19 protein-coding genes are annotated in these 18382 nt (G+C 37.8%); 5 read left to right on the top strand and 14 right to left on the bottom strand.

Features of this window, described 5'->3' with window-relative positions:
* The first annotated feature begins 32 nt into the window (after nt 1-32).
* Complete coding sequence (locus NST46_RS01750; protein WP_095313323.1) at nt 33-596, top strand: YtxH domain-containing protein; 564 nt, start codon at nt 33-35, stop codon at nt 594-596.
* Between the two features lie 205 nt (nt 597-801).
* Here NST46_RS01750 and NST46_RS01755 read toward each other — a convergent pair whose 3' ends face one another.
* The gene (locus tag NST46_RS01755) at nt 802-1035 is read right to left on the bottom strand and encodes a KGG domain-containing protein (RefSeq protein WP_095313325.1); all 234 of its coding nucleotides are present in this window, start codon (nt 1033-1035) and stop codon (nt 802-804) included.
* A 586-nt stretch (nt 1036-1621) separates the two neighbouring features.
* On the opposite strand from NST46_RS01755, the gene NST46_RS01760 reads away from it, so the two are divergent.
* Genes NST46_RS01760 through NST46_RS01770 form a run of 3 tightly spaced genes read left to right on the top strand, consistent with a single transcriptional unit; the run spans nt 1622 to nt 5149 of the window.
* The gene (locus NST46_RS01760; protein WP_251659398.1) at nt 1622-2617 is read left to right on the top strand and encodes a TAXI family TRAP transporter solute-binding subunit; all 996 of its coding nucleotides are present in this window, start codon (nt 1622-1624) and stop codon (nt 2615-2617) included.
* 19 nt (nt 2618-2636) lie between these two features.
* Nucleotides 2637-3146 carry a DUF1850 domain-containing protein gene (locus NST46_RS01765; RefSeq protein ID WP_341136656.1) on the top strand — a complete coding sequence of 170 codons (510 nt, stop codon included), beginning with the start codon at nt 2637-2639 and terminating at the stop codon, nt 3144-3146.
* Entirely contained in the window at nt 3143-5149 is a 2007-nt protein-coding gene (locus NST46_RS01770) for a TRAP transporter permease (RefSeq protein ID WP_303447470.1), read from the top strand. Before NST46_RS01765 ends, NST46_RS01770 begins: the two co-directional genes overlap by 4 nt.
* A gap of 186 nt (nt 5150-5335) precedes the next feature.
* Here NST46_RS01770 and NST46_RS01775 read toward each other — a convergent pair whose 3' ends face one another.
* From NST46_RS01775 to NST46_RS01785, 3 genes are all read right to left on the bottom strand, one after another.
* Nucleotides 5336-5677: a KGG domain-containing protein gene (locus NST46_RS01775; RefSeq protein WP_095313330.1), complete on the bottom strand. Its 342-nt coding sequence runs from the start codon at nt 5675-5677 to the stop codon at nt 5336-5338.
* Nucleotides 5678-5833: 156 nt separating this feature from the next.
* The gene (locus tag NST46_RS01780) at nt 5834-5992 is read right to left on the bottom strand and encodes a hypothetical protein (RefSeq protein WP_158586302.1); all 159 of its coding nucleotides are present in this window, start codon (nt 5990-5992) and stop codon (nt 5834-5836) included.
* A 20-nt stretch (nt 5993-6012) separates the two neighbouring features.
* On the bottom strand, nt 6013-7275 hold the full coding sequence (locus tag NST46_RS01785; RefSeq protein WP_095313331.1) for a hypothetical protein: 1263 nt from the start codon (nt 7273-7275) through the stop codon (nt 6013-6015).
* Nucleotides 7276-7459: 184 nt separating this feature from the next.
* Here NST46_RS01785 and NST46_RS01790 point away from each other — a divergent pair, with 184 nt between their 5' ends.
* Nucleotides 7460-8134 (top strand): DUF421 domain-containing protein, encoded by a 675-nt coding sequence (locus NST46_RS01790; RefSeq protein WP_340003290.1) that lies wholly within the window; start codon nt 7460-7462, stop codon nt 8132-8134.
* A 79-nt stretch (nt 8135-8213) separates the two neighbouring features.
* Here the strand turns inward: NST46_RS01790 and NST46_RS01795 are convergent, their stop codons facing one another.
* The 10 genes from NST46_RS01795 to NST46_RS01840 form a co-directional block, all read right to left on the bottom strand.
* Entirely contained in the window at nt 8214-9506 is a 1293-nt protein-coding gene (locus NST46_RS01795) for a YhfT family protein (protein ID WP_095313334.1), read from the bottom strand.
* A gap of 17 nt (nt 9507-9523) precedes the next feature.
* Nucleotides 9524-9883: a DUF2620 domain-containing protein gene (locus tag NST46_RS01800; protein ID WP_095313335.1), complete on the bottom strand. Its 360-nt coding sequence runs from the start codon at nt 9881-9883 to the stop codon at nt 9524-9526.
* The gene (locus NST46_RS01805) at nt 9880-10263 is read right to left on the bottom strand and encodes a PRD domain-containing protein (protein WP_095313337.1); all 384 of its coding nucleotides are present in this window, start codon (nt 10261-10263) and stop codon (nt 9880-9882) included. Before NST46_RS01805 ends, NST46_RS01800 begins: the two co-directional genes overlap by 4 nt.
* A 41-nt stretch (nt 10264-10304) precedes the next feature.
* Nucleotides 10305-11378, bottom strand: coding sequence for an amidase (locus tag NST46_RS01810; protein ID WP_095313339.1), 1074 nt, complete (start codon nt 11376-11378; stop codon nt 10305-10307).
* A gap of 86 nt (nt 11379-11464) precedes the next feature.
* The gene (locus NST46_RS01815; protein WP_095313341.1) at nt 11465-12634 is read right to left on the bottom strand and encodes a YhfX family PLP-dependent enzyme; all 1170 of its coding nucleotides are present in this window, start codon (nt 12632-12634) and stop codon (nt 11465-11467) included.
* 15 nt (nt 12635-12649) lie between these two features.
* The gene (locus tag NST46_RS01820) at nt 12650-13858 is read right to left on the bottom strand and encodes a phosphopentomutase (protein ID WP_095313342.1); all 1209 of its coding nucleotides are present in this window, start codon (nt 13856-13858) and stop codon (nt 12650-12652) included.
* A 12-nt stretch (nt 13859-13870) separates the two neighbouring features.
* Entirely contained in the window at nt 13871-14980 is a 1110-nt protein-coding gene (locus NST46_RS01825; protein WP_187393184.1) for an aminotransferase class V-fold PLP-dependent enzyme, read from the bottom strand.
* Nucleotides 14981-14990: 10 nt separating this feature from the next.
* Nucleotides 14991-15875, bottom strand: coding sequence for a phosphotriesterase family protein (locus tag NST46_RS01830; protein WP_340002227.1), 885 nt, complete (start codon nt 15873-15875; stop codon nt 14991-14993).
* 59 nt (nt 15876-15934) lie between these two features.
* Entirely contained in the window at nt 15935-16861 is a 927-nt protein-coding gene (yhfZ, locus tag NST46_RS01835; protein ID WP_095313345.1) for a GntR family transcriptional regulator YhfZ, read from the bottom strand.
* Nucleotides 16862-16960: 99 nt separating this feature from the next.
* A complete protein-coding gene (locus NST46_RS01840; protein ID WP_095313346.1) occupies nt 16961-18322 on the bottom strand; it encodes an FAD-binding oxidoreductase in 1362 nt (453 codons plus the stop codon).
* Nucleotides 18323-18382 lie beyond the last annotated feature (60 nt).

Below are 18382 nucleotides of genomic sequence, written 5' to 3' on the forward strand. Positions count from 1 at the left end.
CAAACCAAAAATTTTACTAGGAGGAATAAATCATGACTGAACAAAACAAACAGGATACGCAAAAGAATAGCAAGGAATCTGATAAAGTTTATACAAAAAAAGATGTTATAAGAGGTGGTATTATCGGTTGGGGAATCGGTGTTGCTACCACCCTATTACTCGCTCCGAAGTCCGGAAAAGAGCTGCGCGGAGATATTACCTATCAAGTAGGCTCTGCTAAAGATAAGGCAGTAGATAAATCACGTGAAATCAGTGATTCAGCAATGGATAAATATGCTGCTATCAAAGAAAATGCCACCAATAAAACAATAGAGCTAAAGGATAAGCTTAATCCTGCAAAGAACACGTCGTCCAATGAAGCTAAATTGGATGAAGAAGATCCAAAAAACAATTCTGAGTCACAATCTAATAGAACAAAAGAGAAACAAAATCCAAAGGATGAGCAGAAGGACAAACAAAACCCGTCTGCAAGTTCAAATAAGAAAACAGAAGCTAATTCAAAAGCCGGTTCTTCCAGCGCTAGAAGAACAGCTGCAAAAAGAAGTTCAGGCACTACTCCAAAAACACGTGCCAAAACAGCTTCAGCTTCAAAATAATAAAGGTCACTAAAACGTAAAGAGTAAGAAAAGGCAGCCAACTATTGCGGTTCCCTTATAGATCAGAGACTCATAAAGCCCGGTACAGTCATTCGACCTCCACTTTGTGAGTCTCTGTTTTGCTATGCGAGCTTACATCGTAAATAGACAAAAAGGAAAGGGTAGATCCCCTCTCCTTCTTTACCATACATATTAAAGTTTTTAGTTATGAATTGTTGCTGTTGTTATTGTTGTTATTGTTCCGTTGACGCGCACGTGCATTGCCGCCCTTTTCACCAATTTCTTCAAAAAATTCCTGGTCATGATTCTTAGCGGTTGCTTCGCCGCCTTTTTGACCTATTTCTTCATAGAATTCCTGGTCATGATTTCTTGCGGTTGCTTTACCGCCTTTTTTGCCGGCTTGTTCACGAGACATCTTACCATTATTGTTCTTAGCCATGTTAATAGCTCCTTTCAATAGTTGATATTTTTGCTCGTACAGTAATTGTATTCCACGTAGTCTATTACCTAAACATGAATAACAGTTTTTAATGGGCTTGTATTCCAATTGTAATGTTCTTATTACATCTGTTCATTTCTATACCTGCATTCGAATGATTTACAGTAGCTAACTCTTATTCTTGTCATTTCCTATTTTCAAAAATGATTTAAACACTGGATGTCTCCCCGTCAAGCTCTCCATCCATAATCATGATGTTCTAATATTGAAAGAAAAACATAACATATAATTATCAACAAAATATATAATACAAGCTGCCTAATCTGTCAGTTCTTCTTTCCGAAGTCTTCCCACAGATAAGATCCAGTTCAAAGACTTTTTATAGTCTTCTTTGAACTGGACTTTTTATTTAGAGTAAAAAAATTATTGTTTAAATTCATACATGATTTGAAAGTTTTTCAAATGAAAGCATAGAGTCTAAACATAGGAGGTGTATAACTATTTCCAGTATCCATATTTTACTAGACACATTGTTGTACGATGATTGTTTCTTAAGTAAAGCTACTTAACCATTGGAGGTATTTTAATGAAAAAAATTTTATCCATCTTCGTGTTCGTATCCATATTTATGATAATTTCCGCGTGTAATAATAATAGTAATTCTGATCCTGCTGGCGAAAGCGGAAATGCTGAAGATGTATTAGACGGTGAGTTTATTACGATTCTTACAGGTGGTTCATCTGGTGTGTACTACCCGCTAGGAGGAACATTAGCGAATATCTTCCAAGATTTAGGTGCTAATGCGAACAGCCAATCTACAGCAGCGTCTACAGCAAACGCAACAACCCTTAACCAAGGAAATGCAGAAATCGGATTTTCGATGGGAGATGCAGCTCAGGATGCTTATGAAGGAGTTGCTAGCGCTACAGAAATAGGTGCTCAGGAAAACATCCGTACACTCGCCTCCCTCTATCCGAATTATTTACAAATTGTAGCGACTGAAAGCTCTGGCATTAAAACAGTTGAAGATTTAGCTGGAAAAAGAGTTGCTGTTGGTGCGCCTGCATCTGGAACAGAAATCAGTGCGCAACGTGTGCTGGAGGCATACGGAATGACATACGATGACATCAACGCCGATTTTCTTTCCTTTTCTGAAGGAGTCGAAGGGATTCAAAATGGAAATATCGATGCAGTCGTTATTTCTTCTGGATTGCCAAATGCCGGTGTGCTCGAGCTTCAGACAACACAGGATGTTGTAATTGTAGAAATTGCTGAAGATATCATTCTCGGAATGCAAAAAGACTATCCTTCCTTTTTTCCAACGACTGTACCAAAGGATATATATGATATGGAGGAAGATGTATCAACCATAGGTGTTAACAATGTTTTGTTGACACATAGTGAAGTTTCAGATGATATGGCCTACGCAATGGCTAAAGCTATATTTGATAACCTTGATCAATTACAGAACACACATAATGCGGCTAACGATATCACATTAGAGAATGCATTACAAAACCTGCCAGCACCACTCCATCCTGGTGCAGCTAAATATTTTGAAGAACAAGGGATAACAGAATAAAAGCGGAAGTTTTGGCTAAATGATTAAAAAAATAACGCTGATACTTGCTATTCTGCTGGTTGGATTCGGGATCAGCGTGATTCCCGTCCAATCAGGTATTTTATTAACGGATGGAGAAGAAAATCCATTACTTTTTCTGCCTTGGGATTCGGATAAATTAACAATCGGGTGGAGACATTCTGTTGAATTGACACCTTGGAAGGAAACATATCGAATAATCGAAAATGGAAATCTAAGTCTTGAGTCTACATTGTACAAGTCTTATGGGGCAGGGACTCCAGATACAGATGGTAAAGTAGAATTTCTTCCGAATGGATTTATCCAAGTTACTGGAATAGATCGGGTTATACCCCATTATTCCCTGTTCTATGTCGCGATTTCAAACTATTATCTCGCAAACAATGAACAAAGGTATCCGTTATCCGACTACGTTCCGGAAGACATAAATATCCAAATCCACTATGAACAAATACAAGTCTATAAATGGCTACTGTTAAGGATATTCAATAAGGAGGTATCCCTCAGGTGAGTAATTCCATTAAAAAAAATGAAAAGTCACTAGAAGAGCTTGCGGAAAAGGACGTGCAAGGAATCATTCGTGAAGAATTATCAGAAGAAGAAAAACAAAAGATTGTTGAAAAATACGATTCAGAAGCCAGGTTCCGAAAATTGAATATACCTTGGATGGCCAGGCTTGTTATGATTATCTCAGTTTCCTTGGCCCTATTCCACTTGATTACTTCATTTACAGGACCCTTAGTTACACTACAACACCGCGCATTACATACGGGAGTAGTAATGGCTCTTGTATTTTTACTGTATCCCTCACGTAAAAATGCACCACAGACTCGTGCAACAATCATTGACTTTTTGCTTGCTATCCTATCGATTGCAACCATCGTTTATATTTTCACCGATTATATGGGGATTGTAAATCGAGCTGGATTGCCAAGCCAAAACGATATTATCTTCAGTTTACTAATGGTTCTGCTTGTCCTTGAAGGTGGACGGCGAGTAGTTGGGAATGGACTGACCGTTCTTTGCACCTTGTTCCTCTTGTATGCCTATTTCGGTCCATATCTCCCTAGAGTAGTTGCCCATCGCGGATACCAAATAGACGACATTGCTTCTTACTTGTATTTAACAACAGAAGGTATATTCGGGACTGCAATAGGTGTTTCTGCTACCTATATTTTCTTATTTATCTTGTTTGGAGCATTTTTAAATCGCACCGGAATGGGACAATTATTTAATGATTCCGCAATGGCTATTTCTGGACATACTGCCGGAGGTCCCGCGAAGGTTGCCGTTGTTTCAAGTGGTTTTCTTGGTTCTATTAATGGTTCTGCCATTGCGAATGTCGTAACGACAGGTTCGTTTACGATCCCACTAATGAAGAAAACCGGATATTCCAAAAATTTTGCAGGAGCTGTGGAGGCAGCAGCCTCTGTTGGTGGTCAGATACTTCCACCGGTAATGGGAGCGACTGCCTTTATTATGGCAGAAACGTTAGGGATGCCATACGCGCAAATTGCTATCGCAGCCATTATCCCTGGGATCTTATATTACATGGGCGTTCTTACAGTTGTTCATTTACGCGCCAAAAAACTTGGCTTAAAAGGATTATCCCGAAAAGAGCTTCCGAGAATGAAAGATGTTTTAAAAGAACGAGGACATTTGCTAATTCCACTTATTATTCTCATTTATATGTTATTTGGTGGGTTTACACCCATTTACGCTGCAGCATGGGCAATCATTTCGACTGTAGTCATTTCTTTACTAAGAGCAACAACGCGAATGAATCTGAAAGGCCTTTTTCAAGCGCTGGAAGATGGAACACGCAGTGCACTTGGTGTTGCGATGGCCTGTGCGATGGTCGGAATTATTGTAGGTGTAGCCTCTTTAACAGGATTTGGCTTAAAAATGACCTCGGCAATTCTTATTCTTGGTAACGACACACTTATTTTGACATTATTCTTTACGATGATTGCGTCCATCATTCTGGGAATGGGGCTACCTTCTATACCTACGTACATTATTACGTCCTCCATGGCAGCACCAGCGTTGGTACAGTTCGGTGTCGAGCCTTTTGTATCACATATGTTTGTTTTTTATTTCGGTATTTTGGCAAACTTAACCCCTCCTGTAGCCCTAGCAGCATTTGCCGGCGCAGGACTGGCAGGTGGAGAACCAAATAAAACTGGATTCATATCACTGAAACTCGCAGCTGCTGGGATTCTCGTACCCTATGTATTCGTTTATTCGCCTGAGATGCTGATGCAAGATGCTGACGCTTTAAGTATCCTATTGATTGCGATTACAGCAATTATTGGGGTTATGGCATTAGCTATCGCACTAGAAGGATACTTGCTGGAAAATTTAAATTGGGTATTAAGGGTGATTTCAGCAATAGCTGCTGTCGTATTGGTAATACCGGGGATGTTGTCTGATGCTATCGGTATCGTTTTATTCGCAATTGTCATTGCCACTCAAATTATCAAAAGAAAAAGGATGACACAAGCAGAAGCTTAGTTTGCCCAGAATGATGATGAGGTCAAATTATTTTACGAAAGGTCGTCATCCATGATGGTTAACGGTAACAAGCAAAATAATCGAATTTCTAAACGGCATAGATATTATCCTCAACAAAAAGCTGAGTGAGCAAGAACCTTATGCATACTTGCTCACTCAGCTTCTATATTTTTCTATTAATTTTTATTATGAGTTGTTGCTGTTATTTCTCCGTTGGCGTGCACGGGCATTACCGCCTTTTTCACCAATTTCTTCATAAAACTCTTGGTCATGGCTTTTTGAAGTTGCTTCTCCACCTTTTTGACCAATCTCTTCATAAAACTCTTGATCATGATTTTTGGCGGTTGCTTCTCCACCTTTTTGACCGATTTCCTCATAAAAGTCCTGGTCATGATTTTGAGCAGTGGCCTTTCCGCCTTTTTGGCCGATTTCCTCATAAAACTCTTGGTCATGATTTCTTGAGGTTACGTTTCCACCTTTTTTTCCTGCTTGTTCACGAGACATCTTACCATTATTGTTTCTAGCCATTTTCTAACAGCTCCTTTCAATAGTTGATAGTCTTGCTCGTACATTAATTGTGTTCCACGATAGAAATTACGTAAACATGAAACATAGTTTTTAATAGGTTTGTATTCCGATTGTAATATATTTCATGCGCTCCCTCTTAGTGGTGAAGTGTAAAATCTACTTCTTTTTATTTTTCCCATTCAATTTATCAAATACTTTTTCTGTTGCTGTTTCTTTTTCCTCTTTTTCTTTATCTTCCAATTCAAAGTCGAGGCGATCCTCTGTCGGCAAACTAAAAAACGAATCCTTTGATGACTTCTTTTCTTTGGAAACCATAAGCTCATTCCTTTCTGATTTTAAAATCGAGCATTAATTTCAGAATTCACATAGTTTTTCCGTTTCATCCATACAAACCCATCACCTTTTGTAATGACAGCTACATCAATTGGTGGACCAACAGACTCTGTTGCTCTTGTCACTCGTCTTTTAAAGGAAGTAAGACTAATAAGCATTTCTGCCATATCGGCCAGCTCTTCTTTTGGCAAGGATCGCACAACACCAAGTAATGGCTCAACATAATTTGTTTGCTGGTATTCCTTTACTGCATCTTCTATCGACTCATACACTTCTTTACCCAAGCTTTGCAGTTCTGTAACTTGTTCCTCGGTAAAATCTATCGATACATGCTTTTGAATTTGCTCTGGATAGTCTTTTAACACGTTAGCAATAATGTCAAAGATAACATCTTCCATATTCGGTTCCATTCCGCCTATGAATGAATCGACCATTTCTCGTTGCGCAAAAGCGGTAACAGCAGCTGTTCCATCCATTTTATCTGTCGTATAGCTAATTCTTTTTTCCTTTAGCTTTTTGTATTTCAATTGGTCAAATACAAAGCCTTCTAATCGGTAGTTTAATAATTGCGGAAAAATTTCTTCTTCGCCATATCCAGCAATTACAAATCCAGTACTTCCTACACTGAAATAATCTTTCTTTGCTGCTTCAAAAGCAAGCTCGTAAAATGTTTCCGTCAGTTCACTGGGGATTTCATACGTAATCAGCTCATCTTTAATCTCATCAATAACAGAGCCAAATTTTTCTTTAAATGCACCATAATTGATCTCCAAAAAGGTTTTTCTCTCCTTTTGGTACGATTGTATATTCTCATTTATACAGTCAACTAACCATTCCGTTACTTTTTCAGCGGAAATGCCCCCATCTTTATTCCTTTCATGCCTGATTATGTCCTCCACTTCTTTTACAATACGCTTTAGATTGTCAGAAAAAATGCGGTAAATGACTATTTCTTCTACATTTTCATTTTTAAATCGCTCATCTTGTCGTAAAAAATTAAAAAAGTCCTCCACATAGTTGGTCAGATTAGCGAATTTCCGTTCACCAAGATTATCGCGATACGATTTAATAATGACATCCCAAGGCACCTCCATAAACGATGCAGCACCATAAACCATTATTCCGATTGGATGTTCACTTGATAAGGAGAATAATTTGTTTGCTGTATTATAAACCTTTTGTACACCGTCTCTGCCACTTGTGATTGCACTATCAGCAGCCAACGAAATACCTTGTTTATTCATTATTGCTACCTCTGCTGTCATATGTTTGCCTCCTTTTTCTTACTATGTATCACGAATCAATGGATATGAAACGAAATCGATTATGCTTCTATCATGAAAAGCAGCTAATAGGCTTCAGGATTAAGAAACAGAAGAAAGGGTAATACAACATTAAACTAACTAAGCATTTCAAAAGGCGGGATGAATCATAGAAACTTCCATAAGCATAAAAGTAATTTGCGGACTTTTAGCTTTGCTGCTTGTTGTCCGTCTCTTAGGAAAAAAAGAACTCTCACAAATAACACCATTTGACCTTGTCTATCTATTAGTTCTTGGTGGCCTGCTCGAGGAATCTATTTATGATGATCTGGTAACTGTATGGCAAGTACTGTATGCGATAGGATTATGGGCGGCTTTAATTTATATAATAGAACTGATTGTACGAAGATTTGACAGAATGCGAACGGTTATTAAAGGGGAACCTTCTATTATCATAAAAGATGGAGAACTGGATGTAAAAACACTGAAAAAGAACAAACTAGAATCCGAGCAGCTCCGAACAATGCTACGTCAACAAGGTATATTTTCTTTACAAGAAGTAAAATACGCAGTTCTGGAGCCGAGCGGACAATTAAGTGTCTTGAAAAATGAATTATCATCCCCAGTAACTGCCGAAATGCTATCAATTAAACCCAAAAAGGCTACTTTAACTCATCTACTTGTCGATGAGGGAAGGATCGAAAAGAAAGCATTGAAAAATATCCAAAAAGACGAAAGATGGTTACGAGCTCAATTGGCTGAAAAGGGTTATAAGGATTTAAGCAAGATTTATTATGCTGAATGGTCTAGCGTGAATGGGATTGTTGTTAGAGGGGTAAAAAGGGATGACGCAGCTTTATAGCACAAAGAGAGTTAGCATAAGATTTCCATAATGAATAAAACAAGACAAGGCGTATTGCACCTTGTCTCGCTTCCCTACCTTATTGAGGTATATTCATAACTCCAAGCAATACTAAAATATTAACAATAATCCCTACTGCTATTGCCCCTACTGGCCCTACTGCTATTCGAACGATTGGACGCCCAGCAGCTTCATTCAACAGATAGAATCCAGCAATAAAGAAGAAACCAAATCCTGGTGCAATCATATTTGCAGCATTCGCACCACCAATTAGTAACGCAACTTCAAGTAATTTGGTCATGGCACTGCGAATGTTCTCTCCAGAGTTACGGACACCCGGATATTTATCTAAGAATTTAGCAATATAACTCAATAGCATTACTTCCGCAAAAATTACGACGGCACCAATAATAACTGCTAACCACACATTTGGTGCAAATAAACCAACGACGAAAATCAAGGTAAATCCAACTGGACTATAAACACCAGTTGCTATTGCCGTACTTGCAACTAATGGAATAAATCCAATTGCTCTTGCTGCTGCAGCAATTCCAGCATCCGTTTGTTTGCCTTCTGCAAGTAAGTTAAGTGAAATCGGATCACCAGCCATCAATAATAGATTGGTAGCTCCAGCAATTAAAGCACCGATAATCATAAAGTACACAACATTTTTCTTAATACGTAATACTTTTTCACTAAAAACAGAGGCTAAATCCACAGAAGACCCTTCTTCTGCTTTTTCTCTCATTGCGTAAGCAAATAAGAATATCATACCGACAATTAAAGCCATACCTTCTTGGTTTAATGTAATCACATTATCACCAATTGTCAGCAGTCCTTGTTCATTTACAAATACGGCAAGCTGTCTTACAATTGCTGCTACCGCAAAAGTCAAAATACCCTTTTTAATACTGAATTGCAACGCAACTGCCAGTGCTGGGAAAGCCATAAATGTGACAACAACAGGTGTACCTACTTCCCCAAGTGGCTCAAGGAAATTAACCGGAAGATATTCAAATAATTTCACAAATCCTTCCAGACCAGTTAGTAGTCCCCAGCCATACAAACCACCGACAATTGCTGCGATCGGCGTACCCCACTTGTTCTTAGGTGTTATTAACCCAATAATATCAGTTCCCAATAAAATACTGTGAATTAAAATAATACTTGCTGATAATGTAAATGGTATCCCAAACCCAATTACCAAACCAAAACTCATAGCAAATGCAGTTAACCCAAGTTCTCTACGTTTTAAGCTTCCATCAATATGTTCTGAAACAATTGGCCGTAAACCATCATTAAAAACCGCAATATTTTGATTTGCTAAAATAGCAGCTACTGCACCTATTAATACGACAAACAATGTTTCCATTTATTTGTCCCCCTATTCTATGAATTTGCTTTAATCGCATTTAATATCATTGGAACTGCTGTCTCAACATGATCACCTGTAAATCCAAAAGCCTTTTTTCCGTTCTTGACTGCTTCTATAACATTTTCTTCTTTAGGCTTTTTCCCTGGCATTGATACGGTTTCACACTGATTTCTTCCAAGCATTGCAATCGCCATGGCTAATGCACCGCCACCACCTGTATGACAAGCACCAAAGTAGTAATCTGCTTTACCTGTTTTCATTTGCATTGCCGCTTCTAAGTCAGATTTGACAACGGTTTCAATTGTAGGTTCTAACTCCTTTATTAATCTTTCAATCTCTTTTTTCTCCACTTGCCCACCAATAACAATTTTCATCGTAACTCCTCCTTGTATAAATTCGTATTTAATACTGTTACATAATGCATATAAAGAAATTTCTTTTCTCCCTGTGGTAAAGGTTGACTCCACTTATCCTCAATCATTGCGACTTGCTCTTTGGCTAATCCAAAATGCTCTGATTGTTCCACTTCACGCATTATTTCCCCTGCTGGTTCTTCTACTTCCTCTCCTGCATCAATTCTTGTAAGTGCCATTGGCAGGTGGGTAAAGAGCATCTCAGCTTGGTCAATATCCGTTTTATTAACAACCCCCATGATTTGCGTGAATGCCTGTAAGGCAACTTCATGTGCAGTATTAGAAATTACCTTTTGCTCGAGCAAAAGTTGTAGCCTTTCCTTATAAGCCTGTAAATTCATAAAAACACCTCCAATTCTTCTAATTGTATGATGAATAACCACTACCAAAAATCTAACCGCGAAACGTGCTGATCATTTTCCAGGTAGTATCTTCTCCAAACCTCCGGCAAATGAATAGCTCCCTCCAACTGCTGGGCTAAATCAAAAGCGTATCCACAATGAGCAATTCCGCTTTTGGCAATTATCGTGATGCCACTAGCCAACGTACTTGTAGGAACAGTAATAGCTGTCGTTTGACACATATTAGCAGCTCGAATAAGGTATTTACCATGGTTTTTGGTTAAATTTATACCTGCTTCTCCAAAATGCTGTGGGATGGTTTCCCCATATCCATATACGTCAACAGGTCCTTCACAGGTAAGAATCATATCCGCTTGTCTCTCTTGCAAACAATAACGAATGACGTCAATAGCTGTCTTTCTCTCATCAATTCCATTCATATCAATCTCTTCGATTTGATAGTTGCTCAATTGAATAGAAGCTAAGTGTTCCATTACTTTATCATGCATATCTATCTGATCGGGACCGATTATAGATCCCTTTTTAGGAATTACAATTTTTAACCTTTTCTCTGAAGATGGCGTTAACTTTTGTTCAAGCATGCATTCCATTACTTCTTTTAACATCGAAATACGCTTTGCAATGACACCTATACTCCCTGTAAATTCATATTGGTCAGTGGACAGCTTTTTATTTTTTACAAACAGCCCAGTTCCTGCACCAATTATGGATGGAAGCTGGCAGCTCATTGCAGGAGCAAGCACAGAACCACCACCGTCTGTACCTATAACAAAATCGTTGATTCCTTTTAAAATATTAATAGGTCCACCACTAGTTGAACCGGTCATAGCGCGATACGTTAATGGGTTTATTAAATCCGTATCTATCGCCCTCCCCTTATCAGCAGATTTATCAATGGTTAGCCAAGCAAAATTCGCATGTGTCCGAACCTGCCGGATTATGTTTTCCGGAATTTGACTCGTATTCTTTATTCCGAAATAGAGCATATTCCTATTTTTATCCCTTATTTCATTCACTATCATTGGATTAACTGCAATTACAGATCTGCCTATTTCTCCTTTTGCTAGCTGGATTTTATCTATCAGGCCTGGCATGATAGCTCCCTCCATATTTTCTTCATAACAGGTTATTGTTGTAATACTTACCATTCCTTTCATTTATAGATTTCAAAAGCCATCATTTATTCGTCTATATTATTAGTTGGAATGACATGTCCTACTGAATCATAAATCCCTAAAAGCTTTGGATCATCATTTATATTTTCAACGATTGCTATCTGGGCATTTGTTACAAAAACCTGTGTACGAAACGCATAAATAACGGTATCGCCAACATGTACATCCTCGGTTTCCAATGTTCCATAATAATCAATATTTGCTGGGTCATTTTCAATCACTGAAACTCTTTGCAAATTCCTTTTATCCGTTGCAACTAAAGCACCCTCCATACGTGATCGTGGATAGAAGCCACCTCCAAACACATATGCCTGGTGATTATATATATGAGATACCTCGGTTACATAAACCATCGATGGCTTTTCAGGCAGGTCACCCGAGGCATGTAAAGGAGTCGTGCCAGTCATAGCATGACCCGGCTCCCCTTGTGTAGCGCCATTTTCTTTTAATAGTTTCATCGTAGCTGTAGAGGTGGCACTTGGCATATTCATCTCTAAGTCATGGATACCTTTTTCAGCTAACAATTTCTTTGCTTGTTGCATCGTTAAAACGTTTTGTGTTACCTGTGGTGAATTATCCTTAATTAATATACATGGGAAACTCGTTAATCCTGCGATTTCGATACCTGTTAATCGCATTAAATTTTCCACATCATGATGCAGTTGGGATAATGTAAATCCTCCATTTTGTCCGTTATACAAAAAATCCTCTGTATCGGCAATTCGTAAATATATTTTCTGCTTTTTATTCATTTGTACCGCAACTTCACTAATCTGACATGCATTTTCATAACTAAAAACGGTTACAAATTCTGGTTCTAATTGCAAGATTGTACGAATCATCCCCTTTGGAATTTGCACCAAATGTCCAACATGGCCAATTTTAATGCCATATTGATTTAATGTAATTGCTTCCCAAGGATCTACTGCTACCGCTTTCTTAATACCAGCTTCAACAATAGCCTTAGCAACTAATTCATTTCTGCCAAACTGTTTTGTCATAAACAATAATTCAATATCCTGTTTTTTGGCTTCTTTGGACAACAGTTGAACATTATGCTTCACCATATCTAAGTCCAGTACATATGTGTTCGGCGAAATTAGTCCTTGCTGATGAAACTCAATCGCTGTTTCAATTAATTTTCTATTCTGTTTTAATGTTGCATCTAAGAACATATGAAAACCTCCTCTCTACTTTATTAAAGGAAGAAATGACGTACCATTTTCTGTCCTATCCAACCCTAAATAGGCTGCACCTGTAGCTGCAATATCAGATAATGTCTCTCTTTCCCCAAGATATTTAGACTCCTTTTGCTTCTGATACGCTAATAAATACGTTTTTTCTCGGGTATGCTGATTATGACCAATCGTTGGGTCATTCCCATGATCAGCACTCAATATTAAAAGATCTTGTTCCGTCATTTTTTCGATAATTTCTGGTAAATAGCGATCGACTAACTCAATCCGATCTGCATACCGTTCAGGGTTTTGAGCATGCCCTGCTAAATCTGTTTCCTGAATCGTGGCTGCAATTACACCATGCTGCACATGGTCCATTTCGTTTATAATTTCCTTCATGACTTGTTCTGTATCAACTCCGGGTAATTTTGTAGCACCTTCACAATAAATGACATCCTGCATTTTCCCAACTAGCGATACATCCAGACCAGCTTTTTTTGCCAGAGTAGGTAGTTGATATTCAGGTGATATACCGTATCCTAAATGACGTACCTGATACCCTTGTTTATAGACATTTGATTTTGGTGAGTTTACTCCTACTAAGCCATCTTCTCTTCTCTCTACTGATTTTCGTAAATGCTGGGGTGTTACATTTTCTCCACCGAGTGCAATAACACGATTAACCTTCACCTGTTTACGTACACATTGGCCAATTCTTAATACCTCTTCAAAGGATATATAATCAAGTGGTGCGGTTACATTATAAATTTGACCAAAGTCCGTTTCGATATTGTCCGCAACAATAACTAAATCATCTACTAATAAATAAGCTAGATTAGCATCTGGTATTCTCACATTATATCCTTCTTTTTCCAATGCTCGCTTTACCTCTTCCATATTGTCAATAAAGGGTGCTAAATATGTTTTCTTCGGTTTAGAGCCCATGATTTCATTATGACCCTCAAAGCTATCCGCTCCGTTATGCATCAAATTTAAGCAACCATAGCTGGCAAGTTGATTCTCACCTGTCTTTAAGGCTGGATGATTCACAATCTTGTTAATCCCTAGTTTCTCCAGAGCAGGGATTTGTATGGATGGAACCGCATCCATAATATGATAGAATGTATTCGCTCCTATATCCTGTGGGTGGTAGTATTTGGCGTCCTCCATATACCCAACACCTAAGCTATCTAGGATGATTATTATAACTCTTTTCTTCAAGCTAATTCCTCCCTATTTACTTCGCTGCTTTGCTTGCTCAATGGATAAGGTAAGGATTCTAAGAACGGTATCAACTCCACTTCGTAAAGGATTTATCCGAATCATCGTTTTCTCTAATGATGGATCAGAAGCTAAAAACGTACCAGACACCTTATAGAACATTGGTACAAATTCATATTTCGATTCTGCTCCTACTGGATTCGGTGCAGCCCCAAGTTCATTAGCATGATGAAGTACTTGATCTGCAATTGGTTCGTCGAATTCCACCAGTAGTACCTTCGATTGAGCATTTGCGAGAAAGGCGCTTTTCACACCAGGGATAGCTCCATGGTTAAGCTGTTTAACTAATTGCTCATTAACTCCAGCTTGAATTGCTAACATGACAGGTGCATAAATAAGACCTCTTAATGCTTCTAATGCTTCATATCCTTGAATTTGACTTCCACCAGAATAGTTAAATGCTTCTATCTTTTCGATCAAATCTGCTTTCCCTGCGATTAGACCTACACCTTCTGGCCCTAATAACTTAAACAGAGAAAAGGTAGATAAATCAGCTCCGATTTGTGCTCCAATCTGACCAACTTTCATCGCAGCATAGTTATCATCCGTAATAATAGTCAGAGATGGCTCAACCGATTGAATAACTTCAATTATTTCGGCAAAATCATAATGATCATTTATTTGCTGACGCGTGTGTTGGATCAGTACCCCTTTTAGATCAGGATGTGCAGCAATCCCTGCTTTGATTTCCTCATGTTTATGGAAATCAACTGCAATCGGAATTATCCCCATTGATTCTAAGGTTGTTTTACTAGTTGGATAGATAGGAGCGTCATGCACTAAAATCTTATCATTCGGTTTTAAGAAACTCATAAAACCATAGCGTAATGCACCGGTTCCAGCTCCACGTACTAGTTTCGCCCGCTCAACACCAAAGAACGCTGCTAATACTTCCTCTACCTTTTTGGTATAAGTCGGTTTATTCAAGCCCTTTACCACACCCAAATCACCAAGTGAAAGTATCTCATCACCTCTAAAGTGCTTTGTAATCACATCGATTAATAAAAATTGTCTTTGCTGTGCTTCCTCTAAGGAAATACTTTTTAGTGGGCTTGTTTGCATTAAAATCACCTTAGCCTTTCATAAACGTGATTGGATTTTTTACCAGCAATTTATCAATGGAAGCTTCTGTAATTCCAGAACGTTCCAGCATCGGAATAAATGCATCTAATAAATATGCATAGCCAAGTCCACCTTGATACTCTAAATGTGACTTTCTTGTTATATCCATTGATAAAACGACTTGATCCATGTAGCCTCTTTCTTGTATTTCCTTTAATATATCTGCTCGCACTTGATCCGGCATATAATTCTCTTTGCCGATTGTATCAAATTCAACATATGCTCCTTCTCGCAACATGTGGAGAATATAGTCTCTATCCCCGGTTAAATCGACATGTCCGATAATAACTCTGCTTAAATCAATCCCATTTTCTTTGAAAAATGCTACCTGTTCATGACCTAGTGTTCCTAAAGTCGTATGCGTTGTAATCGGCTTTCCTGTTTCTTTATGTGCAATAACAACCGCTTCAAATACCTTTTTTTCTGTCTCCGTCCATTTATGATGGCTCGTGCCAATTTCTCCAATGATTTCAGCCTTTACAGACGTTCCTTTTATACCCTCATTTATGTCTTTAATCATTCTTAACGCAAGCTCTTCCCTTGTTTCCCTGAATACTTGAATCGGATAAAACTTCTCCTGGTAAAAGCCAGTTGAAGAAATTATATTTATACCACTTTCTTCGGCTACTTTTTGGACATAGGGAATATTTCTCCCCATTCCAAAGTTAGTGACATCAATAATATTACGAACACCTTTATCATATAGCTTCGTATATTCTCGAACTGTCTCCGAAAATACATCCAGCTGACAATCTTCATTATTTTTAATTTCCGATAGATCAATCGTTGTATGCTCGTGCATATAGGTAATTCCATCTACTAACAACTGGATCACTCTCCCTTAAGTGGGACAGGGGATAGATTCCTGATTTCTCTGTTCCTGTCTGCACATTGTTAATACCGTGGAATTTTATCCCCTGACTCAACTTGCTTTTGAATTTCTAAAATGCTTTTTATTTCAACAGTCCCCCACTTTTCAGCAATTTCTTGCTCTCTATCACCATCGATTATAATAACTGCTTCTGATGTTTCTTCTGCTATTTTCTTGGCTTCCGGCAATTGGAAATCTATTGCTTTAAAAGATTTTGTTATTCGTTTGTCATCTATACTCCAGATAGCAGCATCTAATTGCTTCGAATCTAGCATATCTAAAAGTTGCATATAATTAATATGCACATACTCTACGTCCAGCCCCTTGAATTCATTGAACGTTAATTCTTTCTGGTCAGGTGAATCCATATCGACTCCTACTCGCATTCCATTTCGAATCGAATTTTCATGTTGATCAGCCAAAAAGATTTTATGTGCTGATACATAGCTATTAATGCCAAATTCCTTCATGATTTTTAAGTTGGGATAATTCGATAAGCTATTAACTGCTGTCATTTTCGAAACAATTGAAAAATCACTTCGCTTTGTGCGGATAGATTCAATACGGTTTAAACCTCCACGCATGTAAGATAAATTAATTCTTTTGCCAGATAATTCAAAGGCTTCCACCATGCCAGTGGCGAGCCCTTCATATTTTCTTGAATATGGCAGCGGCATGGAACCAATCAATGGTGCTATACCAGCGATTTCCTGCAATAGCTCTATATCTTTATCTACTAGATATGTTCCTAGATGCCCTCTTGCCTCCAGTCGAATTGCTTTTAATTCTTCTAATAAACCTAGCGCAATTTGTACGGTTCCTCTACCGATGGATAACTTCACACTATAGTCAGTAACTCTAGGAATCTTATTACCAATCTCCACGTCTAATAATTCTTTTGCAATATTTTTGGCCGTTAACCCATTTTTTGAATATAACTTTTCCCACATATCATTACCTCAAATCAATATACTATTTTTTGTATATTATAATTATAAGCGTTTACAACAGGTAAATCAATGGGTTTATCGAATTAAAAAGTTACTATATTAAAATAACTTCCCTGGATTTAATCTGGTATTTGGATCAATCGCATTTTTAATTTTACGCATCAAATCCAATTCTACAGGATTACGCATTTTTTCTAGATAAGGTTTCTTTATAATGCCTATCCCATGTTCAGCTGAAGGTAATCCACCCAACTCATTAACTTTTTTATAAAGATCTTCTAATAGAGCTTGTCTCCTTACCTGCCATGTTGCTTCATCTAAACCTTCCTTCATTAAAACAGTATGGATATTTCCATCCCCTGCATGCCCAAAATTGATTACTTTCAAGTCATACTTTGCTTGTAATTCTTTTGTATAATCAATCATCTCACTAAATCTATTAATCGGCACAACTTCATCTAACATTTCATATTCTGTAAACTGCATAAGCGCAATCAGTATATTATCTCGAAGTAACCAAGCCTTTTCCTCTTCTTCTTGGGTAAGTAAAGGAATAATTTCTGCTGCTTGACCTTTTAAAATATTATTCACAGTATTAATCTTGCGAAATACAGTCTCCTGTTCATTACTATCAATTGTCATTAAGACATATGCTTCGCCCTTTTGACTTTGTAATAAAACCTTTGTATATTTTTCACTATATTCAATCGTTCCTCTTTCAAATAATTCTAATGCTGTTGGCTCGATGCCATTTTGAAGAATAGTTAATACACCATTTGTCGCATCTTTTAATGTATGAAAAGCCAATAGAACCGATTCTTTATATTTTGGCAGCGGTAACACTTTTAATTTGATTTTCGTTGTTATTCCTAATGTCCCCTCTGAACCTATAAATAAGTTCTTCAAATCGTATCCAGAACTGCTTTTTATGTTTAAACTTCCCAGTGTAACCTTTTCTCCTTCTGGCAAGACAACTTCCAATTCACGAACATAGTCTTTCGTTGTACCATATTTTACTGCTCGCATACCGCCTGCGTTTGTGGCAATATTACCTCCAATAGTAGAGTTTTTTGAGCCCGGATCTGGTGGGTAAAAATAACCTCTATTTTCAACAAATGCTTGAATTTCATTTAACTGCACTCCTGGTTCCACAGTTAATGTCATCGTCTCTTCATCTAATGCTAGAATGCGATTCATTTGATGAACATCAATAATTAATTCTCCTCCGTTTATTGGAACTTGAGAGCCTGCTACACCTGTACCAGCTCCACGAGCAATAATGGGGATATTTTCTTTATTAGCAAACTTGACTAAATCGATTACTTCTTGTGTTGTATTGGGAAGCGCAACCGCATGTACAGTAGCAACTTGTTTATAAGAGAAATCCGTTTTGTATACATCAGGAACTTCCGTTTCTAGGAATAGACGTTCTTTATCGGTTATGATATCTTGCAATTGCATTTAGATCCTCCTCTTCTTTCTATAGATTTTTAGATTAATTTCTTAGATTACAATATACTA

The sequence above is a fragment of the Oceanobacillus sp. FSL W7-1309 genome (assembly GCF_038002145.1).
Lineage (GTDB): Bacteria > Bacillota > Bacilli > Bacillales > Amphibacillaceae > Oceanobacillus > Oceanobacillus profundus.

What these genes read in the sequence shown, in the direction of transcription:
- NST46_RS01825 (WP_187393184.1), bottom strand. Translation starts at nt 14,980, where the DNA reads ATGCAAACAAGCCCACTAAAAAGTATTTCCTTAGAGGAAGCACAGCAA.
- NST46_RS01750 (WP_095313323.1), top strand. Translation starts at nt 33, where the DNA reads ATGACTGAACAAAACAAACAGGATACGCAAAAGAATAGCAAGGAATCT.
- NST46_RS01775 (WP_095313330.1), bottom strand. Translation starts at nt 5,677, where the DNA reads ATGGCTAGAAACAATAATGGTAAGATGTCTCGTGAACAAGCAGGAAAA.
- NST46_RS01810 (WP_095313339.1), bottom strand. Translation starts at nt 11,378, where the DNA reads ATGCCAGGCCTGATAGATAAAATCCAGCTAGCAAAAGGAGAAATAGGC.
- NST46_RS01805 (WP_095313337.1), bottom strand. Translation starts at nt 10,263, where the DNA reads ATGAATTTACAGGCTTATAAGGAAAGGCTACAACTTTTGCTCGAGCAA.
- NST46_RS01800 (WP_095313335.1), bottom strand. Translation starts at nt 9,883, where the DNA reads ATGAAAATTGTTATTGGTGGGCAAGTGGAGAAAAAAGAGATTGAAAGA.
- NST46_RS01755 (WP_095313325.1), bottom strand. Translation starts at nt 1,035, where the DNA reads ATGGCTAAGAACAATAATGGTAAGATGTCTCGTGAACAAGCCGGCAAA.
- yhfZ (WP_095313345.1), bottom strand. Translation starts at nt 16,861, where the DNA reads ATGTGGGAAAAGTTATATTCAAAAAATGGGTTAACGGCCAAAAATATT.
- NST46_RS01815 (WP_095313341.1), bottom strand. Translation starts at nt 12,634, where the DNA reads ATGTTCTTAGATGCAACATTAAAACAGAATAGAAAATTAATTGAAACA.
- NST46_RS01760 (WP_251659398.1), top strand. Translation starts at nt 1,622, where the DNA reads ATGAAAAAAATTTTATCCATCTTCGTGTTCGTATCCATATTTATGATA.
- NST46_RS01785 (WP_095313331.1), bottom strand. Translation starts at nt 7,275, where the DNA reads ATGACAGCAGAGGTAGCAATAATGAATAAACAAGGTATTTCGTTGGCT.
- NST46_RS01780 (WP_158586302.1), bottom strand. Translation starts at nt 5,992, where the DNA reads ATGGTTTCCAAAGAAAAGAAGTCATCAAAGGATTCGTTTTTTAGTTTG.
- NST46_RS01765 (WP_341136656.1), top strand. Translation starts at nt 2,637, where the DNA reads ATGATTAAAAAAATAACGCTGATACTTGCTATTCTGCTGGTTGGATTC.
- NST46_RS01840 (WP_095313346.1), bottom strand. Translation starts at nt 18,322, where the DNA reads ATGCAATTGCAAGATATCATAACCGATAAAGAACGTCTATTCCTAGAA.
- NST46_RS01795 (WP_095313334.1), bottom strand. Translation starts at nt 9,506, where the DNA reads ATGGAAACATTGTTTGTCGTATTAATAGGTGCAGTAGCTGCTATTTTA.